The 19041-nt window shown below is 50.8% G+C and carries 16 protein-coding genes; 1 reads left to right on the forward strand and 15 read right to left on the reverse strand.

From position 1 onward, the window contains the following. The 4 genes from Q2J39_RS06020 to Q2J39_RS06035 all read right to left on the reverse strand — a co-directional run. On the reverse strand, positions 1 to 256 hold a 256-nt coding region (locus Q2J39_RS06020; protein WP_353935207.1), incomplete at its 3' end, for a putative RNA methyltransferase. 288 nt (positions 257 to 544) lie between these two features. Continuing rightward, positions 545 to 1744, reverse strand: a complete 1200-nt coding sequence (thiI, locus tag Q2J39_RS06025; RefSeq protein WP_288339442.1) for a tRNA uracil 4-sulfurtransferase ThiI — start codon at positions 1742 to 1744, stop codon at positions 545 to 547. Then, positions 1728 to 2855 carry a cysteine desulfurase family protein gene (locus tag Q2J39_RS06030; protein WP_230267670.1) on the reverse strand — a complete coding sequence of 376 codons (1128 nt, stop codon included), beginning with the start codon at positions 2853 to 2855 and terminating at the stop codon, positions 1728 to 1730. Before Q2J39_RS06030 ends, thiI begins: the two co-directional genes overlap by 17 nt. Next, a complete protein-coding gene (locus tag Q2J39_RS06035) occupies positions 2852 to 4636 on the reverse strand; it encodes a septation ring formation regulator EzrA (protein ID WP_288339445.1) in 1785 nt (594 codons plus the stop codon). The genes Q2J39_RS06030 and Q2J39_RS06035 overlap by 4 nt, the downstream gene beginning before the upstream one ends. Positions 4637 to 5104: 468 nt before the next feature. Between Q2J39_RS06035 and rpsD the strand changes: the two genes are divergently transcribed. After that, the gene (gene rpsD, locus Q2J39_RS06040; protein WP_230267668.1) at positions 5105 to 5719 is read left to right on the forward strand and encodes a 30S ribosomal protein S4; all 615 of its coding nucleotides are present in this window, start codon (positions 5105 to 5107) and stop codon (positions 5717 to 5719) included. 368 nt (positions 5720 to 6087) lie between these two features. On the opposite strand, the gene Q2J39_RS06045 is transcribed toward rpsD, so the two are convergent. The 11 genes from Q2J39_RS06045 to thrS all read right to left on the reverse strand — a co-directional run bounded on the left by Q2J39_RS06045 (position 6088) and on the right by thrS (position 18622). Next, positions 6088 to 6840: a hypothetical protein gene (locus Q2J39_RS06045; protein ID WP_288339449.1), complete on the reverse strand. Its 753-nt coding sequence runs from the start codon at positions 6838 to 6840 to the stop codon at positions 6088 to 6090. A gap of 88 nt (positions 6841 to 6928) precedes the next feature. Further along, positions 6929 to 7396 (reverse strand): hypothetical protein, encoded by a 468-nt coding sequence (locus Q2J39_RS06050; protein ID WP_288339451.1) that lies wholly within the window; start codon positions 7394 to 7396, stop codon positions 6929 to 6931. Between the two features lie 290 nt (positions 7397 to 7686). Then, positions 7687 to 7995 (reverse strand): single-stranded DNA-binding protein, encoded by a 309-nt coding sequence (locus tag Q2J39_RS06055; RefSeq protein ID WP_230267665.1) that lies wholly within the window; start codon positions 7993 to 7995, stop codon positions 7687 to 7689. A 268-nt stretch (positions 7996 to 8263) separates the two neighbouring features. Further along, positions 8264 to 9565, reverse strand: a complete 1302-nt coding sequence (locus tag Q2J39_RS06060; protein WP_288339454.1) for a pitrilysin family protein — start codon at positions 9563 to 9565, stop codon at positions 8264 to 8266. Continuing rightward, a complete protein-coding gene (locus tag Q2J39_RS06065; RefSeq protein WP_288339456.1) occupies positions 9555 to 10784 on the reverse strand; it encodes a pitrilysin family protein in 1230 nt (409 codons plus the stop codon). Before Q2J39_RS06065 ends, Q2J39_RS06060 begins: the two co-directional genes overlap by 11 nt. Positions 10785 to 11493: 709 nt before the next feature. After that, the gene (locus tag Q2J39_RS06070) at positions 11494 to 12765 is read right to left on the reverse strand and encodes an NlpC/P60 family protein (protein WP_288820565.1); all 1272 of its coding nucleotides are present in this window, start codon (positions 12763 to 12765) and stop codon (positions 11494 to 11496) included. A gap of 1260 nt (positions 12766 to 14025) precedes the next feature. After that, entirely contained in the window at positions 14026 to 14556 is a 531-nt protein-coding gene (locus Q2J39_RS06075) for a tRNA (cytidine(34)-2'-O)-methyltransferase (RefSeq protein WP_230267661.1), read from the reverse strand. Continuing rightward, a complete protein-coding gene (gene rdgB / locus Q2J39_RS06080) occupies positions 14549 to 15154 on the reverse strand; it encodes an RdgB/HAM1 family non-canonical purine NTP pyrophosphatase (protein ID WP_288339460.1) in 606 nt (201 codons plus the stop codon). The genes Q2J39_RS06075 and rdgB overlap by 8 nt, the downstream gene beginning before the upstream one ends. 508 nt (positions 15155 to 15662) lie before the next feature. Then, positions 15663 to 15827 carry a hypothetical protein gene (locus tag Q2J39_RS06085; RefSeq protein ID WP_230267659.1) on the reverse strand — a complete coding sequence of 55 codons (165 nt, stop codon included), beginning with the start codon at positions 15825 to 15827 and terminating at the stop codon, positions 15663 to 15665. 102 nt (positions 15828 to 15929) lie between these two features. Next, positions 15930 to 16892, reverse strand: a complete 963-nt coding sequence (locus Q2J39_RS06090; protein WP_288339462.1) for a hypothetical protein — start codon at positions 16890 to 16892, stop codon at positions 15930 to 15932. After that, the gene (gene thrS, locus Q2J39_RS06095; protein WP_230267657.1) at positions 16871 to 18622 is read right to left on the reverse strand and encodes a threonine--tRNA ligase; all 1752 of its coding nucleotides are present in this window, start codon (positions 18620 to 18622) and stop codon (positions 16871 to 16873) included. The genes Q2J39_RS06090 and thrS overlap by 22 nt, the downstream gene beginning before the upstream one ends. Positions 18623 to 19041 lie beyond the last annotated feature (419 nt).

Genomic DNA, 19041 nt, shown 5'->3' on the forward strand with positions numbered 1-19041 from the left:
AGGAACTAACCTGATTTGTAAGTGAGCTTGTGAAGCTTAAGTGAACAGCATTGATGGCTTCGCGTAAAAAATCATAGGCGCCGCTTTCGAGAAAGCGGGTACGGGCAGCCGACATGGCTTCGTTATCGCCGGTGACTTTCTGCTTGCGGCAGAGATTGACATACCCCTGTCTGGCCTGATCGAACGCGTGATTGTTCGGGCATTTCCAGGTGCGGTTTTCCTTATGCAGGGGCTGATGACAGATTGGACAGTTCATGCCCTCATTATAAAGCGCCCCTCGCTATTCTCCGGTTTTAGGCGCGTCTGGATTTTGGCGTCCGTCTTCTTTGCTTGCGGAAGGGTTGAGAAGCTGGAGCCCAAAGATGTCAGAACGGGTGACAAAACGGGAACAGAGGCTCTGTGTGCGCCTCGCATCTGGATCGAGAAGGCGACGGCGAATGCAGCAGGCAAGGAGCAGAACGCAAAACGCAAAGTTCAAAAGAAAAGCAGGGAGAATTTCGAACTGGAAATTCTTCCCTGCCTGTAGTTTTGAATACATTCTGGCTTAGAACAGATCGTCTTCCGCTTTATTTGGTTCTTCGAAATGAAGGCGGATGGTTTCCGCGTATTCAATGCAGTCGGAAACCATTTCCTGCCAGTCCCAGCGTTTTTCGTACTCGATGCATTTTTCGAGTTTCGGACGGGTTACTGGATTTTTCGGCGTGAAAATCGTGCAGCAGTCTTCGTAAGGCAAAATGGACGTTTCGTACGTACCGATCTTTCGGGCGATATCGATGATTTCGGTCTTATCCATGCATACGAGCGGACGGATGAGCGGCATGTTCGTCACGTTGTTGATGACGTACATGCTCTCCAGCGTCTGGCTGGCTACCTGGCCAACGCTTTCTCCCGTACCGATTGCGAGACAATGGCGTTTTTCCGCAAGTCCTGCTGCAATGCGCATCATCATACGGCGCATGAGCGTAATCGCATAGCTTTCCGGCGCGTTCTGATAAATGGCCAGCTGCAGCGTGGTAAACGGAACGACATGAACGACAACATCGCCCTGATACGGAGCGAGCAGCCGGGCGAGCGCATACACTTTTTCACGCGCTTCGGCGGAAGTGTACGGCGGGGCGGCAAAGTGCACGCATTCGATATGCACGCCGCGCTTCATCATGAGATAGCTGGCAACCGGAGAGTCAATACCGCCGGACAGCAGCATCATCGCCCGTCCGCCGACACCGACCGGGAATCCGCCGGCGCCTGGAATTTTCTCGGACATGATGTAGACCGCATCTTCGCGGACTTCGATCAGGATCGTCACTTCCGGATTGTGGACATCGACTTTCCAGTCGCTGCTTTTGAGAATGACGGTCGCCGCTGCGCGGTTGATGTAATCCGAATCGTGCTCGAACATTTTGTCGTGGCGTCTTGCACGGATTTTAAACGTGTGCGGAGTGCTTAAGTCCACACTGGCTTTAACGCCTTCGAGAATGGCGTCCATCGTCGGCTCCGTTTTAATCGCCGGAGAAAACGAGGAAATGCCAAAGACTTTGGAGACGATGTCGCACACTTTTTTTTGATCTTCGTCATGAAGATAAAGATACATGCGGTCGTACTGGGTTTCGAGTTCGAGCGTCGGAAATCCCTTGAGCGCTTTTTTCAGATTGTCTTTGAGCTTTTGAATGAAGTTCTGCCGGTTCTTGCCTTTCAGAGAAAGTTCGCCGTACCGGATCAGAATATGGTCATAACGGTAATCCATAAGCCTGGATGATCTCCTTTACACTGTCGATAAATGCGTCGGCCTCTTCGATGGTGTTTTCGCCCGAAAAGGACAGGCGGATATTGTGGGTCGCTTCCTTTAAGGAACAGCCCATGTTCAGAAGAACCGGGTTGGCCTGATGGGAACGGGACTCGCAGGTGCTGATGGCGGAAACGCAGATTCCCCGCTCATCGAGCGCGTTCTGCATGACCTGGCTGGTCATGGCATCAAAGCAGAGGCAAAGAATGGAGGAAGCCGCATTTTCCGGGGAGAGAACGTGCGCGCCGGGAATTTCATCGAGCCGTTCGATGATGTGATCCCGGACTTTTTTCATCTGTGCCTGGGTCTGCTTCTGGCCTTCGAGTGCCAGACGGATCGTCTTGGCCAGCGCGATGTGGACGGGCGCGTTTTCGGTGCCGCCGCGCATGCCCTGTTCCTGCTGGCCGCCAAAGATCAGCGGCTGAAGGACAAGGTTCTTTTTCTTCTTGAGAAGTGCGGATCCTTTCATGCCGTGGATCTTATGCGCAGACATCGTCATCAGATCGAGCTTTTCAAAAGGAATATCCACTTTGCCAAAGCTTTGCGTGCAGTCCGCATGGAAGACGCAGGTGGGATGGGTATGGACAACATCCGCAATCTCGCCGATCGGCGTAATAGCGCCGGTCTCATTGGAGACGTGAATGAGCGAGACGAGCAGGGTGTCCTTCGTCAGCGCGTCCTGTACGTCTTTGGCGTGAATGGTTCCGTCTTCGTGAATGGGCAGACGGACCACTTCAAAGCCGATCGATTCGAGAAAGTTCATCGCGGCGGTCGTGGAGGAATGTTCCGAGTTGGATGTGATAATGCGGTTTCCCCGATTCCTGTTGGCTAAAGCATAGCCGACGATCGCCATCGAATTGGATTCCGATGCACAGGAGGTAAAGAGGATTTCTTCCGGGGAGCATTTGAGCATGGAAGCGATGCGCGAGCGGCTCTGTTCGAGAAGCTTTGCTGCTTTTCTTCCCTGCTGATGAAGGGAATCCGGGTTTCCGTATTCATCGAGCAGTTTTACAAAAAGAGCAGCAACTTCCCTGCTCACAGGGGTGGTTGCTGCATGATCGAAATAAATCATACCTGGTTCATGACCGCCGGATCCTTGCGGGCAATCAGCTTCTCATAAATTCCCGGATGAAGCGTTTCGATAGCCTGCATGGCGATTTTGAGTGCGCGGGTATATTCCCCGTTCTGGAAGCACATTTCCGCTTTGGTCAGATCCGAATCAAGGGCCGGATAGGAAGAGCGGAAACGGTTGCCAAAGACGATGGCGTTTTCTACCATGACCGCTACGCCGGTGAGGTTGCTGGCGTTGGAATACAGCTTGTAAATGAAATCGATGGCATCCTGCAGCGTGCCGTTCAGCTTGTCGATGTCGAGCGTCTGGCTTTCGAGTACGTTCTGTACATCCGTAATTTTCTGTTCGCCGCGTTCGAGGTCCTGGTTGAAGGATTCGGATATGGCGGGCAGATTGCGAATGCTGGTGTTCAGACGGACTTCGTTGAGAATCAGCTCGAGCTTGATGAGCTGCTTGCGGGCGCGGCTTTCATCGGAAGAGGCACCGAGAAGCAGCTGCTTCATGTTGGCGACTTCCTTGCCGAACGCATCCGTACGGCTGATGAAGGAGCGGAATCCGCTGATCACTTCGACCTGGTAGACTTCGCTTTCTTCGAGCTGTTTCTGAATCTGGTCGCGCTGTGTCTTCAGCTCATCGAGCTGTTCACGCGCCTTGGCAAAACGCGCGGTCCAGTCTTCGAGACCGAAGCGGTCCTTGATGGATGCGTACAGACGGATAATTTCCGCCAGCTCCGCTTCGCTCTGATCGACGGTGGCGAAGTTGTTTTCCAGGCTGGCCTGGATTTCGCTGAAGGCTACATGTTCCTGCGCGATGTCTTCGTTGAGTGCAAGAACCTGATCCGTAATGGCATCGAGCGCCGGCGCGGCTTTTTTCAGGTCGCCTTCATCGAGGCCGGCAACGGCATCTTCGAGCGCATTGGAAATGGCGTCGAGCTTGTCGTCTACGCCAAGGTAGGACGCGTCAATGCGTTCTTCTTCCATCCTGGCCACAGCCGTCTTGACTTCTTCAATCGCCTGCGGCAGTTCGGTTTTGGCCCGGCTGTACAGGGACGGATACACTTTTGCGATTTCTTCAAACTCATCGCATTCGTTCTGAATTTTGTCGCAGTCTTCACGGACTTCGGCAAAGCGCGCCTGGCCGAGATCTTCTTCAAGCTTCTGCAAAGACGTCTCCATGGAACTGATCATCTTATCCATGTAGGCGGTGCCGCTGAAGAAGCTGTCGCGTTTTTCGGCATAGTCCTTTTTCAGCTTGTCGGCGCGTTCAATAATGCGGGAGGCATTTTTGCGGACTTCGTCTTCGCGGGAAATGACGCGGTCCAGCGATTCTTCCACGATGCGGATTCTTTCTTCCGTATCGTCGAGAACGGTTTCGACTTCGTCCATCGCGCGGGCGGCTTTCTTATATTTATGACGGGTAAAGTATTCCGTCGCGCGGTTGTACAGATCTTCCGTGGCTTCGATCGACTGCAGACAGATCTTGTATTTCGGCTTGATCGACTTGAACCGGTCCGCAAGATCTTCGTTGTTTTCGGCAAACTGTCTGGCCTTGCGGTATTTGAATTCGAGATTGTTGTCGAGCATGTCGTTGACATCCGCTTCCAGGTCGTGCAGACGGCGGGAAACGCGTCTTTTCTTCATGGAGCGGGAAATGATGCCAACGATGATCAGAATAACAATCGCAATTCCTATATAAATCATGACCTCAATCGGAACGTGTCTGGTCACATACGTGTACATATTCAGGCACCAGTCCCGGACTTGGGTCCAGAGATTTTCCATATATAATCCTCCTGACATTCGGCTTTATAGTATAACAGACAACGCACACAAAACCACGCGGGCTTGGCCTGCCTGGACTATGGGCGTTCTTCAACAGTTTCTATTGTGTCACAAAAAGCCGCGTTCCGTCTTCGGGATCTCTTCAATTTTGAGCAGGATTTTTTCTGCGGCTTTTCCCTCTACAATATTATTGCCCGCTGCGTACTGGATCTGGACAGTCCTGAAGCGTCACTTCCGGCTTAGGTTTGCGAAAAAAGGCGATGTCCGATCGGTTGTCATCTGGAAGGTTTGCTGATATAGTGGTTTGGCATGATTCAAACAGCATACAAATGCGTGAGTCAGGCGCCTGAGCTTAAGAGATGCGAGTAACAGCCAGCTGTTCTGAAGAAAACATCGTCCCAGGCACCCCTTACGAAGATTTGTATCCTGGTATTGTTTTTTTGCGAAGACAATAGGAGGAAAAACTAAATGTCCAGAATGACAGGTTCTACCTGGAAAGTTTCCCGCCGCCTGAGCTTCTCCATTTCGGAAACAGGCAAGGAACTCGCCAGACGTCCTTATGCTCCCGGCCAGCATGGAAAAACGCGCCGAATCAAACTCACTAACTACGGTATCCAGAAACAGGAAAAACAGAGAATCCGTAACGTTTATCAGCTCTCTGAAAAACAGTTCGCCAACCTCTACTTCAAGGCAAGCCGCATGGGCGGTTCTGCCGGTGAAAACTTCCTGGTTCTCCTCGAAAGCCGTCTCGACAACCTCGTATACCGCATGGGCTTCGCTCGCACACGCCGCGCTGCCCGTCAGCTCGTCAACCACGGTCACATCCTGGTAGACGGAAAGAAAGTGGATATCCCATCCTTCTCCGTTCGCCCGGGTTCCGTAATCGAAGTTGCTGAAAAAGACAAAAACAAACCGTTCATTGTTGATGCTCTTGCAGCTGCTCCAGCTGCCGTTGACTTCGTTGAAGTGGACAAAGATCAGAAAAAAGGCAAATACCTCCGCACTCCGGAACGTGCCGAACTGTTCAAAGACCAGCCAATCAACGAACTGCTCGTTGTTGAGTACTACAACCGCAAATCCTAATAGATTTCAAAGTAAGTCTCATGAGTTTAAAAAGCCGAAGATTCGTCTTCGGCTTTTTCTTTTTGGGTGCATTTTCAAAAAATAAGGTCCGCTCTGCCGGCACAATTGTGTCGCAAAGCGGACCATTTTCTGTCGATCCACCTGTTGAACGGACGAAACCCGACTGAACGGACTCGGTGATCCGGCATGCCCTGCAGCGGTGTATCTCTGCGGCCATGCAGCCATGCAGGCGTACATCCGTACAGTCCGGCAGGCCGCCATTCTTTTCTTTCAGCTACCCCTGCCCAGCTCAGACAAATCTGAAATCCGCTGGACATATTCGTCTAGAGGTATTTGCCGGACATATTTACTGGATGTATGTCCCTGGCTTATTTACTTCCCTTTCGTGTGCGCTTTCTCTTTCTGGCTTTGGCCGCTGCGACATTTTCCAGACGCTCAACGACCCGATCGACCTGCGCTCTGGCTTCTGTGATCCACAACTCCGCCGACTGGTTCTGCAGCTGAGCCAGTTGATCGCTTTGCGTTTTCCAAAGTTCGAGCGCGTCATCATACGCGCCTTCTTCTATACAGGCAATCAGATATACCGTAAGGGCAAAATACAGGGAATCAAAACGTTCTTTCGTCCAGCCCCAGACGGCATAGCCCTGTTCCAGCAAGGCGATCCATCGTTTACAAAGCGGCTTTCTCTGCGCGGGCAGTTCGTTCCAGTGTTCGAGCAGCATTGCTTCGGCCAGACTGGCGAAGGCTTCGCAAAGCCGCCAGTTCGCTGCGGCTTCGGACTCGAGAAAGCTCTCGGCCATACAGTCGATCGCAATGGCGCCCTGCCAGTACAGCCGGTCGGATTCGCTTCGCGCTGCCAGCTCCTCCACGTTATGAAACCGTCGTCTCCAGATGTCGGACTGGACCGCTTCCTCGGGCGGAAGCCACATCTTTTCATAATCTGCCCGCCGGGGATGCACCGCAAAGAACCGGCGGATATAGCGGTCTTCTACCGTTTTCTTTTTCCAGCCGATCGTCAGGCGGTATTCCGTATTCTTACCGGATGCGGCCGCCTCCAGAATCTGCAGTGGCACCTTCTCTTCCAGTACCGGGTTTTCTTCCTGTTCAAAACGAATGCCCATAGCTGCTCCCTGAGCGATTTCCCATTTCTAAACCGTTCGCAAAACCGTTTTCTTTTCGCTCAGTCGTTTATACGGTTCTCCTGCACGCTTAAGCTTCTCGATCCGGATTTTTTTCGTATTCTTCGCCTTCTGCCGGCAAGTCGGGAAGAGGGACTTCCCTTTCGGTTTCCGATTTTGCGGATACGCTTTCGAGCAGATCGCCATAGCGCATTTCCGTCATCCCGCTTTTAAAGGGAATCGGACTGTCTTCATCCGCAATGAGCTGTACGCAAAGCTTGCCGTCGCGGATGCACAGATTGATTTCTTCGAGATCCTCAATCTGCTCTTCATCAAGCGGACAATAAATCAAGCCGATCTCTTCGTCTTCGTATTCCACAATGGCCTGGTTATGACCCAGAGGGGTGATTTCGAGATCTTCCAGCAAAATTTGATCAAATGACTTCAGGGGAAAATAAAGCGACCGCGCTTCGAGTTCCTGTTCTTCCTGCCGCAGCTCCTCCTGCTCTTTTTCCTGCTGGCGAGCGCGCACTTCGCCAAGTTTATCCAGTAATCCCATACTCTTTTCCTTTCCTAAAATTCTCAGATCCCCTTTGTTTTACTGGAAACAAGCTTGTTGCCTGTCGATCGATGTTTCGCCCGTTCGATCGGCTGACTCTGCCGGCTGTTTCCGTTTTTCTTGCGAATAAACGATCTTTCGTTTTCCGCACGCCCCTTAAACGAGCAGATCCGTTTTCTGGCTCCGCCCTGTTTTTCCTATTGTACCTGTCCAGTGTAGACTCGGCCAGAACGGCAAAACGATCCGTCCTGGAAGAGGGGCGGATCGTTTTGGACTGTGTATGGGCGGTATCAGTGTATGTATTCAATCTTTTCGGCGATCAGGGTGACGTTCGAAACGGTTCGTCCGTCTTTTTGAAGCGGTCTGGACTGAATGCGGCCCTTCGCGGTAATCCAGGCGTTCAGGCGGGCACAGCTGGCTAGCGTTTCGGCTGCCCCGCGCCACACTTCCAGACTCATCAGATCGCTTTCAAACTCGCCTTTGGAATTGGCGAACGGGCGTTCGACCTCGATCAGAACGCTGCACGTTTTCCAGCCTTGCGGATTGGTTTTCAATTCTGGAATCGAAGCGATTTTGCCTGCCAGACAGAACTGATTCATGTCTTTCCTCCTTTCCTTCTCTCTTCTCTTTCGGATAAAGCTCTGCTGAAAACACGCTCAGTATAGAAAGAAAGGCAGAATCGCTCAAATCGCCTATTTCATGACAATCGAAGAAAAAGCGGCCATTCTCATGCATTTGATTGATGAGAATGACCGCTTTTTAAATGAATATCATGTTTTCGGCGCATTTGATCCATTCCGGATCCAATCGTCAGTCTGTCGATTGGATCCGGTTCAAGGCTCGTCTCGAAATAGGGATCCCAGCCGTTTACGCCACTAAGCCTTCAGAGGGTTCTTCGTCCAGGAAGTCTTCCTCCTTGCTGATCGGCTGCACGAACGTTTCGCTCGTATGGCTGAAATCGAGCGAAGCGATGTAGGCGTTGAGATCGTCCAGAGTAATGGAGTTGAGGATGTCGAGGTCTTCAAACGGATCCCCCAGACCGAAGCCGTAGCGAACGGTTGCGGACGCCAGACCGTCAAAGTTGTCGTACATGCGAATGGCGCTTGCTTTGTCCCGGATCAGAACGGATTCGAAAATTTCCTGGGAGAGCGGCTGCTTCTTGTTGAGAATTTCACTCATCGTCCAGCAAAATTCTTCCGGTCGATCGCTCTGCGCGTAAATCAGAATGTAGGCGTGATCGTCATCAAGATCCGCTTCGGCACCGAAGATCGATCCGATGATTTTCTGATCGATCCAGTTCTGGCATTCCGGATTCAGCGTGGAAAAGCGTCCGTTCAGCCACAGGTTCAGCATGTAGTCCTTGCGAATCTGATCGCGGGTATCGCCCGTGAGCGGCTTCATCTTGACGCCCAGGCAGACGTAGGTCAGATCCACGTCCATCGGGATGATGGCCTTGCGCCGGCACATGTCTTCCGGCTCTTCAGGGAGCACTTTTCTGGAAGGAACCGCCAGCTTCGCCGGGTATTCCTTTTCCTTGTTTTCGATCCAGTCCATAAGCGGGTCGAGATCGTGACCGGTCACGCCGACCAGAACGAGATTGGACGGGTCGTACCAGGTCTCGTAAAACGCCTTCAGATCTTCCGGTTTCATGTTCTGAATGTCTTCCGGGCGGCCGAGAATTTCCTCGCGCATCGGATGATTGACGTACAGCGAGGAAAAGGTTTCCCGCAGCAGGCGCATTTCCGGCTCCTGCTCGTACTGCGAGTACTCGGAAAGGATAATTCCCTTTTCCTTATTGACGCTCGCTTCATCGATGTCGAGCGTCTGAACAAAATCGATCAGGATATCGAGGGGCGGAATCGGATCGTCGTTGGTCCAGATGTAGTAGCACGTTTCGTTATAGGACGTGTAGGCGTTGCTTTTGGCCTGTACGGCGGCGAGATCGTACGTCACGTCTTTTCCGTTCAGGCGGAACATCTGGTGTTCCAGAAAGTGGGCACAGCCCTGCGGATGATCGATCCGCTCGCCGTTGAGATCATCGCTCAGATTTGTACTTCCCGCGGGAATGCCGATCATGAAGAGCGAACGGGCGTAATCGGGTTTATGAATGAGAATGACTTTCATGCCGTTGGCAAGCGTCTTCTCTTTTCGTTCCATGTTAAGCGGCATACTGCTCCTTTCCCTGCGGTCCTTTCGCTTCGGCCTGCATGACCGAAGACGTTACCGCGAGTTTCAGCTTGCCGGCTGCGTGGGCTACATCGTCAAGGGTAACGGCACGGACGCTTTCGATCACATCGCCGATATCGCCGGTGCGGTGCAGAATCTGGTTCAGGAATTCCTGTTCAATCATGCGCGCGGCACTATCCGACTGGCCCTTAAGGCTGTCGATCATTTCGGCTTTGACCATTTCAAAAGTCGCCGGATCCACTTCCTTGTTTTTCACCTGCTCCAGAATGTGACGGACGAGCTCTTCGACTTTAGGCATCGCGCTGCGCGCCGCGCCGGTCGTGATGAGCAGCAGGCCGGAAAAGCGAACGAGCGATGTGCTGATCGAATAGCACAGGCTGTTTTTCTCGCGCACTTCTTCAAACAGAAGCGATACGGAGCTTCCGCCTAAAAGCGAGTCGAGAACAAGAAGCGCATAGTAGTCGTCATCGTCGGGAAGAATGTCCGTCGTGTACACCTGACAGAGGGCGCTCTGCGCGATTTCCCGCTCTTCGCTGACGCGAACAGGTGTTGGAAACGCTTCAACTTTTTCCCACGTTGTGAAAATGTCCTGCGAGTCGATGGATCTGTCGATATGGCGGCTGAATTCTTCCGAGAACGTACCGCAGCTGATCATTTCGCAGGGCGTCTTCATCAGTCTGGAGTACAGGCTGCGAATGTCTTCGAGGGTGACGCGGTCAATGTCTTCGATGGCGCCGCGGATCGGGATCGATACGGATTCGTAGTCCGTAAACGCCTGAAACGCCATTTCCAGCGAGCGCAGATCCGGCTGCTGGGCCATGGAGCTCAGGTTGAGACGCAGCAGATACTTGGCCTCGTCTAATACCGGCTGGGTAAGCAGCGGATGAAACAGGTACTGGTCGAACAGATCGATCAGTAAAGCGGTATAGCTTTTTTCGCCGATCAGATTTTCCCGCAAAAAGCGCATGCCATATTCGATGCGCAAATAGTTGCCGTAGGCGCAGAGGCTGTATGCACAGCGGGTGCCGTACGCCATCGCACTGGCTCTGCCGGCGGCTTCGCGGCTGCTGTATTTCTCAGTACTTCGACTGAGCATGGCATTGAGCAGATTCCAGGCTGTGATGTCTTTTCGCTCAAGAGGAACAAACCAGCGAACGCTCAGTGAAGTTTCAGTAAATTTTTCGGTTTTGATTTGTTTCATAAATGTTCTTTCGTTTCTCTAGTTTACCGTTCGAGAACCGGCTTTCTGGATCCAAAGACGGGATTCTTTTCCAGAAGAACCGCTCTCAAAACGAGCGCGTGAGTATCGAGTTTGCCTAAAAGATAAGGGGCAGTACCATTTTTGAAATCTTTAAAAACGGCTTTTCTTTCGATAGATCACCGCTAACACATTACCAAAGTTTGGAAATCCCGGGGAAATGAGCTCCTGATTCGGAAAGTCCAAAGATAGCAAAGAATAGACATTATACAATTAAGATTGTTTTAGTGCCATAAATATAGTTCGCCTATATTTTTGCGTTTCAAGTGAATACGGTGTTTACGCAGTCTGATCGTCTGGCGATGTTGTCTGACCGAAGCTTTTTTCTTTTTTGCGCTTCCTTATTCCTGTGCGATTCATATGCGCTGATAAATCTGCAGGGTATCCTGTTCCCTCCTCGTTTTGCGCACCCGTTCTGAAAATCCTCCTCCTTCGACCTGGCCCTTTCTGCAAGCGGTTTCACTCAAAAAGACGATACAAAAAGACGGAATGAGCCTTTTTTCAAAACGCAGAAGGTTCATATCCGGCTAAGAATCGCTCTGTACGGGGATTTTCTATCCCGGCAGAACAGGAATAGGATTTTATGCTTTTGCGGCTTAGAAGCCATGAAAAAAAAGCCGCCAGCGAATTGCTGACAGCTTGAAGTTCATTTCTAGCGTACGTGAATGTAGCCAATCAGTACGGAAGTGCAGTTTACAGAGAAGAGAACGGTTGTGTTGCCGTTGAATCCGCCGTGTACTGCCATGCCGTTACCGGCATAAATTGCAACGTGTCCGCTGTAGATGATGATATCACCTGGAACAGGGTTGCTTGTCCAGTCACCGAGTACTGCGTAATCCTGAGGCCATCCGTGGAAGTTAATGCCGGCTGCCGCAAGAGAGTTGGTAACGAGCATCGTGCAGTCCTGGAATACGCCAAGCTGGCTCATGGCTGCCTGATAGATGGTGTTGGCCTTATCATAGGAAGGCGCTGGATCTGGTGTGGGTTCTACTGGAGCTGGATCCGGCTGCGGAGTCGGAGTTGGATCCGGGGTAACGATTGGATCGGAATAATCCGGCTGAGTATCAACAGGGGTCACAACGCCAGGTTCTTCGACAACGTCGTTAGGATCTGGTGCAGGTACTGTCGGCTCTGTTGTATCCAGAATTTCCGTATTGTCGGTTACAGGCGTATCTACCGGTGCTTCTGGTTCTACAGGAATCAGAGTTGCGACACCGTTTTCGTCTACGTTGTAGCCGTCGATTGTGGTGCTGGTCATCAGGGAACCGTCTGCGTTGAACGCGTAAGTGGTTCCGTCAACATCCTTCAGTGTATCGGTGTTAAGAACGCCGTTTTCGTTATAGTAGTAACGTCCGCCGTTTTCATCGCGCCAGCCAGTCTTTACAAGACCCTGGTCGTCGGAATAATAAACCGCTCCGTCAGCCTGAATCTCACCGATTACGGTACGTCCATTTTCGTCAAAATAGTAACGTCCGCCATCGAGATCCTTCCAGGAATTTTTTACAGCCTGTCCGTTTTCATCCAGGTAAAATTTTCCAGTTGCGTCGTTAACCCAAGTGGAAGCTACCGGGAATCCTTTTTCGTTGCTGTAGGTACCGTCTTCGTTCCAGCCGGCTGCAAGAGCACCACTCTGCTGGAAGTTATAGGTCATACCCTGGATTTCTGATTTGCCGGTTACGGCCTGACCGTTATTATCAAAGTAATAAGTTTCGTTATTGATATTCTGCCAGCCGCGCTGCATTTCTCCGTTCTGATCGAAATAGTATGTTGCGCCGTCGATTACCGTGAGACCTTTCGCTCTCTGGTGATCGTCAAATACATAATAACTTACTTCTCCATTGGAATGCCAGCCAGGCTGGACTTCGTAAGCATGAACGGTAGAAAGAATGGGGCCGGAAGCACAAAGACATAAGGCAACTGCCAAAAGTTTACTGTGTTTTTCAACAAAATTCATTTCTATCTCACCTCTTTTTCGAACATCCATACCTTAGCACGACTTATTTTGAGACGCAAAATTCCCCAAAAAATATCTTCGGAATTTCTTAAGAATTTCTAACGTGGTTTTTTCCTGAGGCCCTTTAAGTAAAGGACCTCAAAATAGTTTGTGGGAATTCGTGTGATAATTCATGAAATTTTGAAAGCAATTCGCACACTTCTCTATTCCATTTAGAACAACATAAATGATGTTTCTTTTTCAGAAGAAAATCGGATATCCAATATGTATGATTTCGTCAACCATAACGATTCATAAACGGCTTTTTCCCCGATTTTGACCCACTTGGGCCGTTTAAGGGACGTTCAAGGACAGACAAATACCCGAGTATGTCGGTTTTTGGACGATAAATTGGCTGGCCGCTATGAGCCAGAATCGCAAAATGGATGATTTTCCTCTTCTTTTCGGGGAGTTTGGCACCCTCATCCGGTCCGGTAAATTCTTAACGGCTGTTAACTTTTAAAGCCGGCCCTGTTTCCTTTCTTTTCGGCCTGCATACGGCAAGAGCTGCCTTTGTTCAGCCTTCAACCGATCCGTCAGACCATGGATCGAAAAGCCGTCCGCTCTTTCTATCGCTCTTTCTATATAGAAACGAAAGAGAAAGCCTCTCCATGCGCCTCACGCATTCCTAGCCCAGGATGTCCGGATGCCTGCAGACTCATCCCTGTACGCTTACTTCCTGCTCAGGCCCACACGTCTTTATTCTCTTCTTGGCAAACTCGTCTTCGTCAGGTGCTCAGTCGAGCGGCTGGATCCGGATCTTTCTGTATTTCTGTCTTCTCCTCCTGTATTCCCTACTTCCTGTATTCCCTATATAAGGAAAGGACCGGTTCGAAATGCGCCAGGCAGCGGGCTGTTTTCGGGTTTATTTGCGTCCAGAAAGGTATCGGATTGAACACGCCTCAGGATTAAGAAAGCCTATAGATTTTTATCCCTTTATATATTTTTATCCCTTTATATATAGAAAGGCATTGGAAAAAAGCGTCTCGTTTTATAAGCGAATAGCAACGGAATAACATAAAGACTTTGAGCGGAGGTCCATCAAAAAAAGCCGTCTGAACCAGGACAGGAAGGTTTCGCTTCATGTCTATTGTTCAGACAGCCATATGTGTTTTCTGTGAGCGGGTCGCAAAGGGTCATACAAGGTTTCTGCCGGGCGTGCAGTTCTGCCAGCAAACAGGAGAGGATGTTCTAGTCCTGTACAGGCGGCTGATAGTTTTCCAGAAAATCTTCGCCTTTGAGCTGCTCCGAAAAGGAGAGATTTGGATAATTTTGCTGGCGAAGCGCCTCATACACCATGATCGCCGTGCAGTTGCCCAGGTTGAGACTGCGCGCGTTGGGCACCATCGGCAGGCGCATGCACCTCTCGATATTGCGCTTGAGAATGGCTTTATCCACTCCCGTGCTTTCCTTGCCTAAAACAAAATAGACATCTTCATCCGGGTTGGAGAAGTCAAAGGAAGAAGGCGGCTGCTTGCCGTAACGGGTCAGAAAGAAGCAGCGCTCCTCGGGGTTTTTCGAAGCAAAATCGTCCCAGTTTTTATAAATGCGGATGTCCGCATCCTTTATATAATCCATACCTGCCCGCCGCAGATACTTGTCTTCAAACGTGAAGCCAAGCGGTTCGATCAGGTGCAGAACCGATCCCGTGGCCATACAGGTTCTTATTATGTTGCCAGTATTTGCCGGTATTTCGGGCTCATAAAGTACAACGTTAATCATTATTTGCACCTGACTTTTTCTTCCAGTCTTTCATCATCTGCTCCAGAGCATTGTGCCGGTGACTGGCCGCGTTTTTCTTTTCCGGAGCAACGTTGGCGCTCGTCGTGCCAAATGGCGGATAGTAGAAAATCGGATCGTAGCCAAAGCCGTGTTCGCCTTCGATGCGATCATGAATCCGTCCTTCCATTACGCCGCGGTAGACGTGTTCGGTACCGTCCTCTTCGATCCAGGCGATGGCGCAGACGAAGCGGGCGGATCTTTCGTCGCCTTTTTTATCGGCAATCTCATCCAGAATCGCCTGATTCTTAATGTCGTAGCTGGTGTCTTCTCCCATGAAGCGGGCGGAATAAATGCCGGGGGCTCCGTTCAGGGCATCCACTTCCAGACCGGAGTCGTCCGAAAAGACGGAAGCCTTGACCAGCTTATGCAGAGCACGGCCTTTATTGAGCGCGTTTTCTTCAAAGGTTTTTCCGTCTTCTACAATTTCCGGTTCCTTCTCAAGATCTTTCAGGGTGCGAATCTGCACGTCCTTTCCGAGCATCTGCCCAAATTCTTCGGCTTTATGCGCGTTGCCGGTCGCAATCCAGACCGTTTTCATTGAGATTCCTTCTTTCCATATCGGTTTACCAAAGATTCAGTCGGCTTAATCTGAACCACGCATTTTGAGCTCGTATTCAGGATTCGCTGGCGGCTCTGCAAAAGCCGATGTTTCTCGTTTTCCGGGGGTATATTGCCGTTTTTGGATAGGCATCGGTCATTTTCGACACACTAACGGCGTTTTACGGCAAAATCAAGCTTCTACTTTCAGTGTACTGAGCGTTGTAAGCCCTTTTTCTTTCGGAAAGCAGCTGTCGATCGGCTTCGATTTTTTCTCTGGTAAAGCGGGACTGTCGTCCTGTTTTCGCTTTTACGTTTGCGGATTTCAAAAAGAGTCTATCAAAACGGCGGACATCTTCCTATTTAGAGTACTGCACATCCGGAAGAATCCAGAATTCGGACCGGAAGACGAACGCTTTTGATTTTGAAAACAGCGCCGCGAAAAAAAAGAAGACAGCTTTTGCGGCTGTCTTCTTCTCATTTTACTGGATCTTGAATCCGTCGCCGGTTCAGTTTTGCCACAGTTCCTTTTGCAAAACGGGTGCGGGCGTATTGAAATACGGCGAATGTTCAATGTTTTCGAAAATGAGAAATAACATGTACTGCTCAAACGTAAGGCCTAAAGACTGGGCTTTATCTTTCAGAAACTGTACATGTGCCTGTTCTTCGTTCATGACATGGCCCTCCACAAGCTCAGTGTAGGCAAAGCCTGAGGAAGGAAAAAGTCCAATGCCTGAACAAAGAAAGGACTGGCATTTTTATTTCTCAATCGTGTCTTACTTTACAAGCAGACCTTCCGGCAGTTTCATGCCAAAGACGTCGAGGAATTTGGTGATGTCTTCTTCTACATCAGCGGCTTTTTCAAAGTGGATGTTCTGCTGTGCCCAGGTCTTGGCTGCGAGTTTCGCATTTGGAACACCGAGTTTATCCGGTGTGAGCAGATCGACATCTTCTTCGATCTTGGCTTCGTCTGCCGTTTTCAGATAGTCAGCCATTTTGTCGATGGCATTCTGGTAATCTTTGGCGTGATCTTTCTTCACGAACAGAGCGGCCTGCGGATAGCCTTTCTGGCTGGTTTCGTGTTTTTCCTGCCAGAGCTGCTGCAGATCGGCCTGTACTTTCAGTTCGGTACCGTTTTCCTTGGCTTTGGCTACAGCACCAGCGGCTGCAGGCTGTGCAAGCAGAGCGGCATCCACTTTTCCGGAAACCAGAGCGGTAGACGCTTCGGCTACCGACGGATAGTATTCGCTGGTCGCCTGCAGATCCGGATAGACTTCATCAAAGACAAGTCCAGGAACAGCGCCTTCGCCAAACAGAGCGATTTTCTTATCCGGCGCATTCCAGGTTTCATCGGCGCTGACTACATACAGGTTGCCCCAGGTCAGAACGCCTTCAAGCTGATAGGCTTCAGCTTCTTTCCAGGTTTTTACACCCAGGTTGATTGGAGCGACGATCATATCGTAGTCGCCCTCTTTCTTGGACAGTTCGCTGACCAGCAGATCCTGGCCTTCAACATATTCCACATCCGCGTCATCGACTTCGAGGCCAAGTGTAGCCAGAGCCGGTGCACCCTGCGGGCAGAGTACTTTCAAAGGTTCAGCAAGAGCCGTTTCCGATCCTTTGGACGATGTGGAAGATGCTTCGCTGCTGGATGCAGCAGGAGCTGGTGAGCTGCAGGCAGCCAGGCCGAGTGCGAGCAGTCCGCACAGGGCGGGTTTTAATCGATGGTAAAGAGACATTTGTCGTCAACCTCCTTCTTAAAGCGATCAAGAGCCTCATTGAGCGTCAGAGTTACCGCGTCCTTGCTTCCGGATTTACGGATGGTTACCGTTCCGGCTTCCATATCGCGGTCGCCGACAACAAGCTGATACGGAATTTTCTTCATCTGGGCTTCACGAATGCGGTAGCCGAGTTTCTCATTGCGATCATCGACGCTGACACGCATGCCGAGTTTTTCGAGGGCATCTGCCACTTCTCTGGCGTACGCCGCATGTTTTTCCTGATGAACCGGAATGACAACGAACTGTTTCGGGGCCAGCCACAGCGGGAAGTGACCGCCGAAGTGCTCAATCAGAATACCGATAAAGCGTTCGATGGATCCATAAATTACACGGTGCAGCATGAGCGGTGTTTTTCTCGAGCCGTCCGCATCTACGTAAGTGCATTCAAAACGTTCTGGCAGGTTCATGTCGAGCTGGATCGTTCCGCACTGCCAGTCACGGCCGAGGGAATCCTTGATATGGATATCCAGTTTCGGTCCGTAGAAGGCGCCGTCGCCCGGGTTTACGGTGTAGTCCTTGCCGGCTTTGACGCAGGCATCCGCGAGGGCTTTTTCGGATTTATCCCAGATTTCGATGGTTCCGATGTAGTCCTTTTCCGGACGAGTGGACAGTTCGATCGTGTACGGCAGACCGAATACGCCGTAAATCTGGTCGATCAGATCCAGAACGCCCTTAACTTCGGATTCGATCTGATCCGGAGTTACGAAAATATGCGCATCATCCTGGGTAAACGTACGAACGCGGAACAGACCGTTCAGCGCGCCGGACGCTTCGTGGCGGTGAACCTGACCCAGTTCGCCGATTCGCAGCGGCAGATCCTTGTAGGAGTGCAGGTCGTTGTTATAGACGAGCAGCGCACCCGGGCAATTCATAGGCTTGATGGCAAAATCGCGGTCGTCCACTTTGGATGTGTACATGTTGTTCTTGTAGTGATCCCAGTGGCCGGAGCGTTCCCAAAGTTCACGGGACATCATGATTGGTGTCTTGATGAACTTGTAGCCGTTTTTGGCATGAATGTCGTACCAGTAGTTTTCAAGCAGATTCCGCAGAATCATACCATCCGGCAGGAAAATCGGCATACCTGGTGCATATTCCGAAACCGTAAACAGGTTCATTTCACGGCCAAGTTTCTTGTGGTCGCGTTTTTTCGCTTCTTCGAGCGCTGCCAGATAGTCGTCGAGCTGTTCCTTGGTATCAAAGGCAATACCGTAAACACGCTGAAGCATTTTGTTGTTCTTGTCGCCTTTCCAGTAGGCGCCGGAGTGCTTGAGCAGTTTTACGTTTTTCAGTTCTTTCACGGAATCCACGTGCGGTCCGCGGCAGAGGTCGGTAAATTCACCCTGCGAATAGACGGTGATGTTTCCGTCTTCGAGTCCGTCGATCAGATCTTCCTTGTACAGATCGTCCGCGAACATTTCACGGGCTTCTTCCTTGGACACTTCGCGGCGAACAATGCGCTTGCCGTCCTTGGCGATCTTCTTCATTTCCTTTTCGATTTTGACGAGGTCTTCATCGGTCAGACTGACATCGCCAAGATCCATATCGTAGTAGAAGCCATCGCTGATGACCGGTCCAACCCAGAACTTTGCCTGAGGATACAGACGTTTCACTGCCTGCGCCATCAGATGGGCTGCAGAATGGTTCAGCGTAGAAAGATGTTCATCTTCAAGAATGTTGATGAGTTCCATAACAGTTTCTGTCCTTTCTTGCGAGTGTGATTTCATGCCTGTCGAATCTGTTCCGCTCTCCGACAGACGCTTTGCCTTTTGGGCATAAAAAAACGGCAGGAATCCATAAGGACGCCTGCCGTGCGCGGTACCACCTTAGTTCAGACTGCTTCTTTCTTCCAGCAATGAAATGCGTTCGATCTTCATGTCGAACAAGAATCCGATCGTTTGAATTCGATATCCAGCGGATCGGGTGGAACAGGAAGAACCATTGACGAAACAGCCAGCTCTTGACGCCTTAACGCGGACGAACGGCACACCTTTTCAGGGGCGATTCCAAGGGAGTAATCTTCCGGTTCTTCAAAGAGCTCGCATCGACCGCTCTTCTTTCTGGATCCAAATCTCGGAAAACCATGTCCTTTTCAGCATCGTTGCCCTGA

The sequence above is a fragment of the uncultured Allobaculum sp. genome (assembly GCF_948576815.1).
Taxonomy (GTDB): Bacteria; Bacillota_I; Bacilli_A; order Erysipelotrichales; family Erysipelotrichaceae; genus Allobaculum; species Allobaculum fili.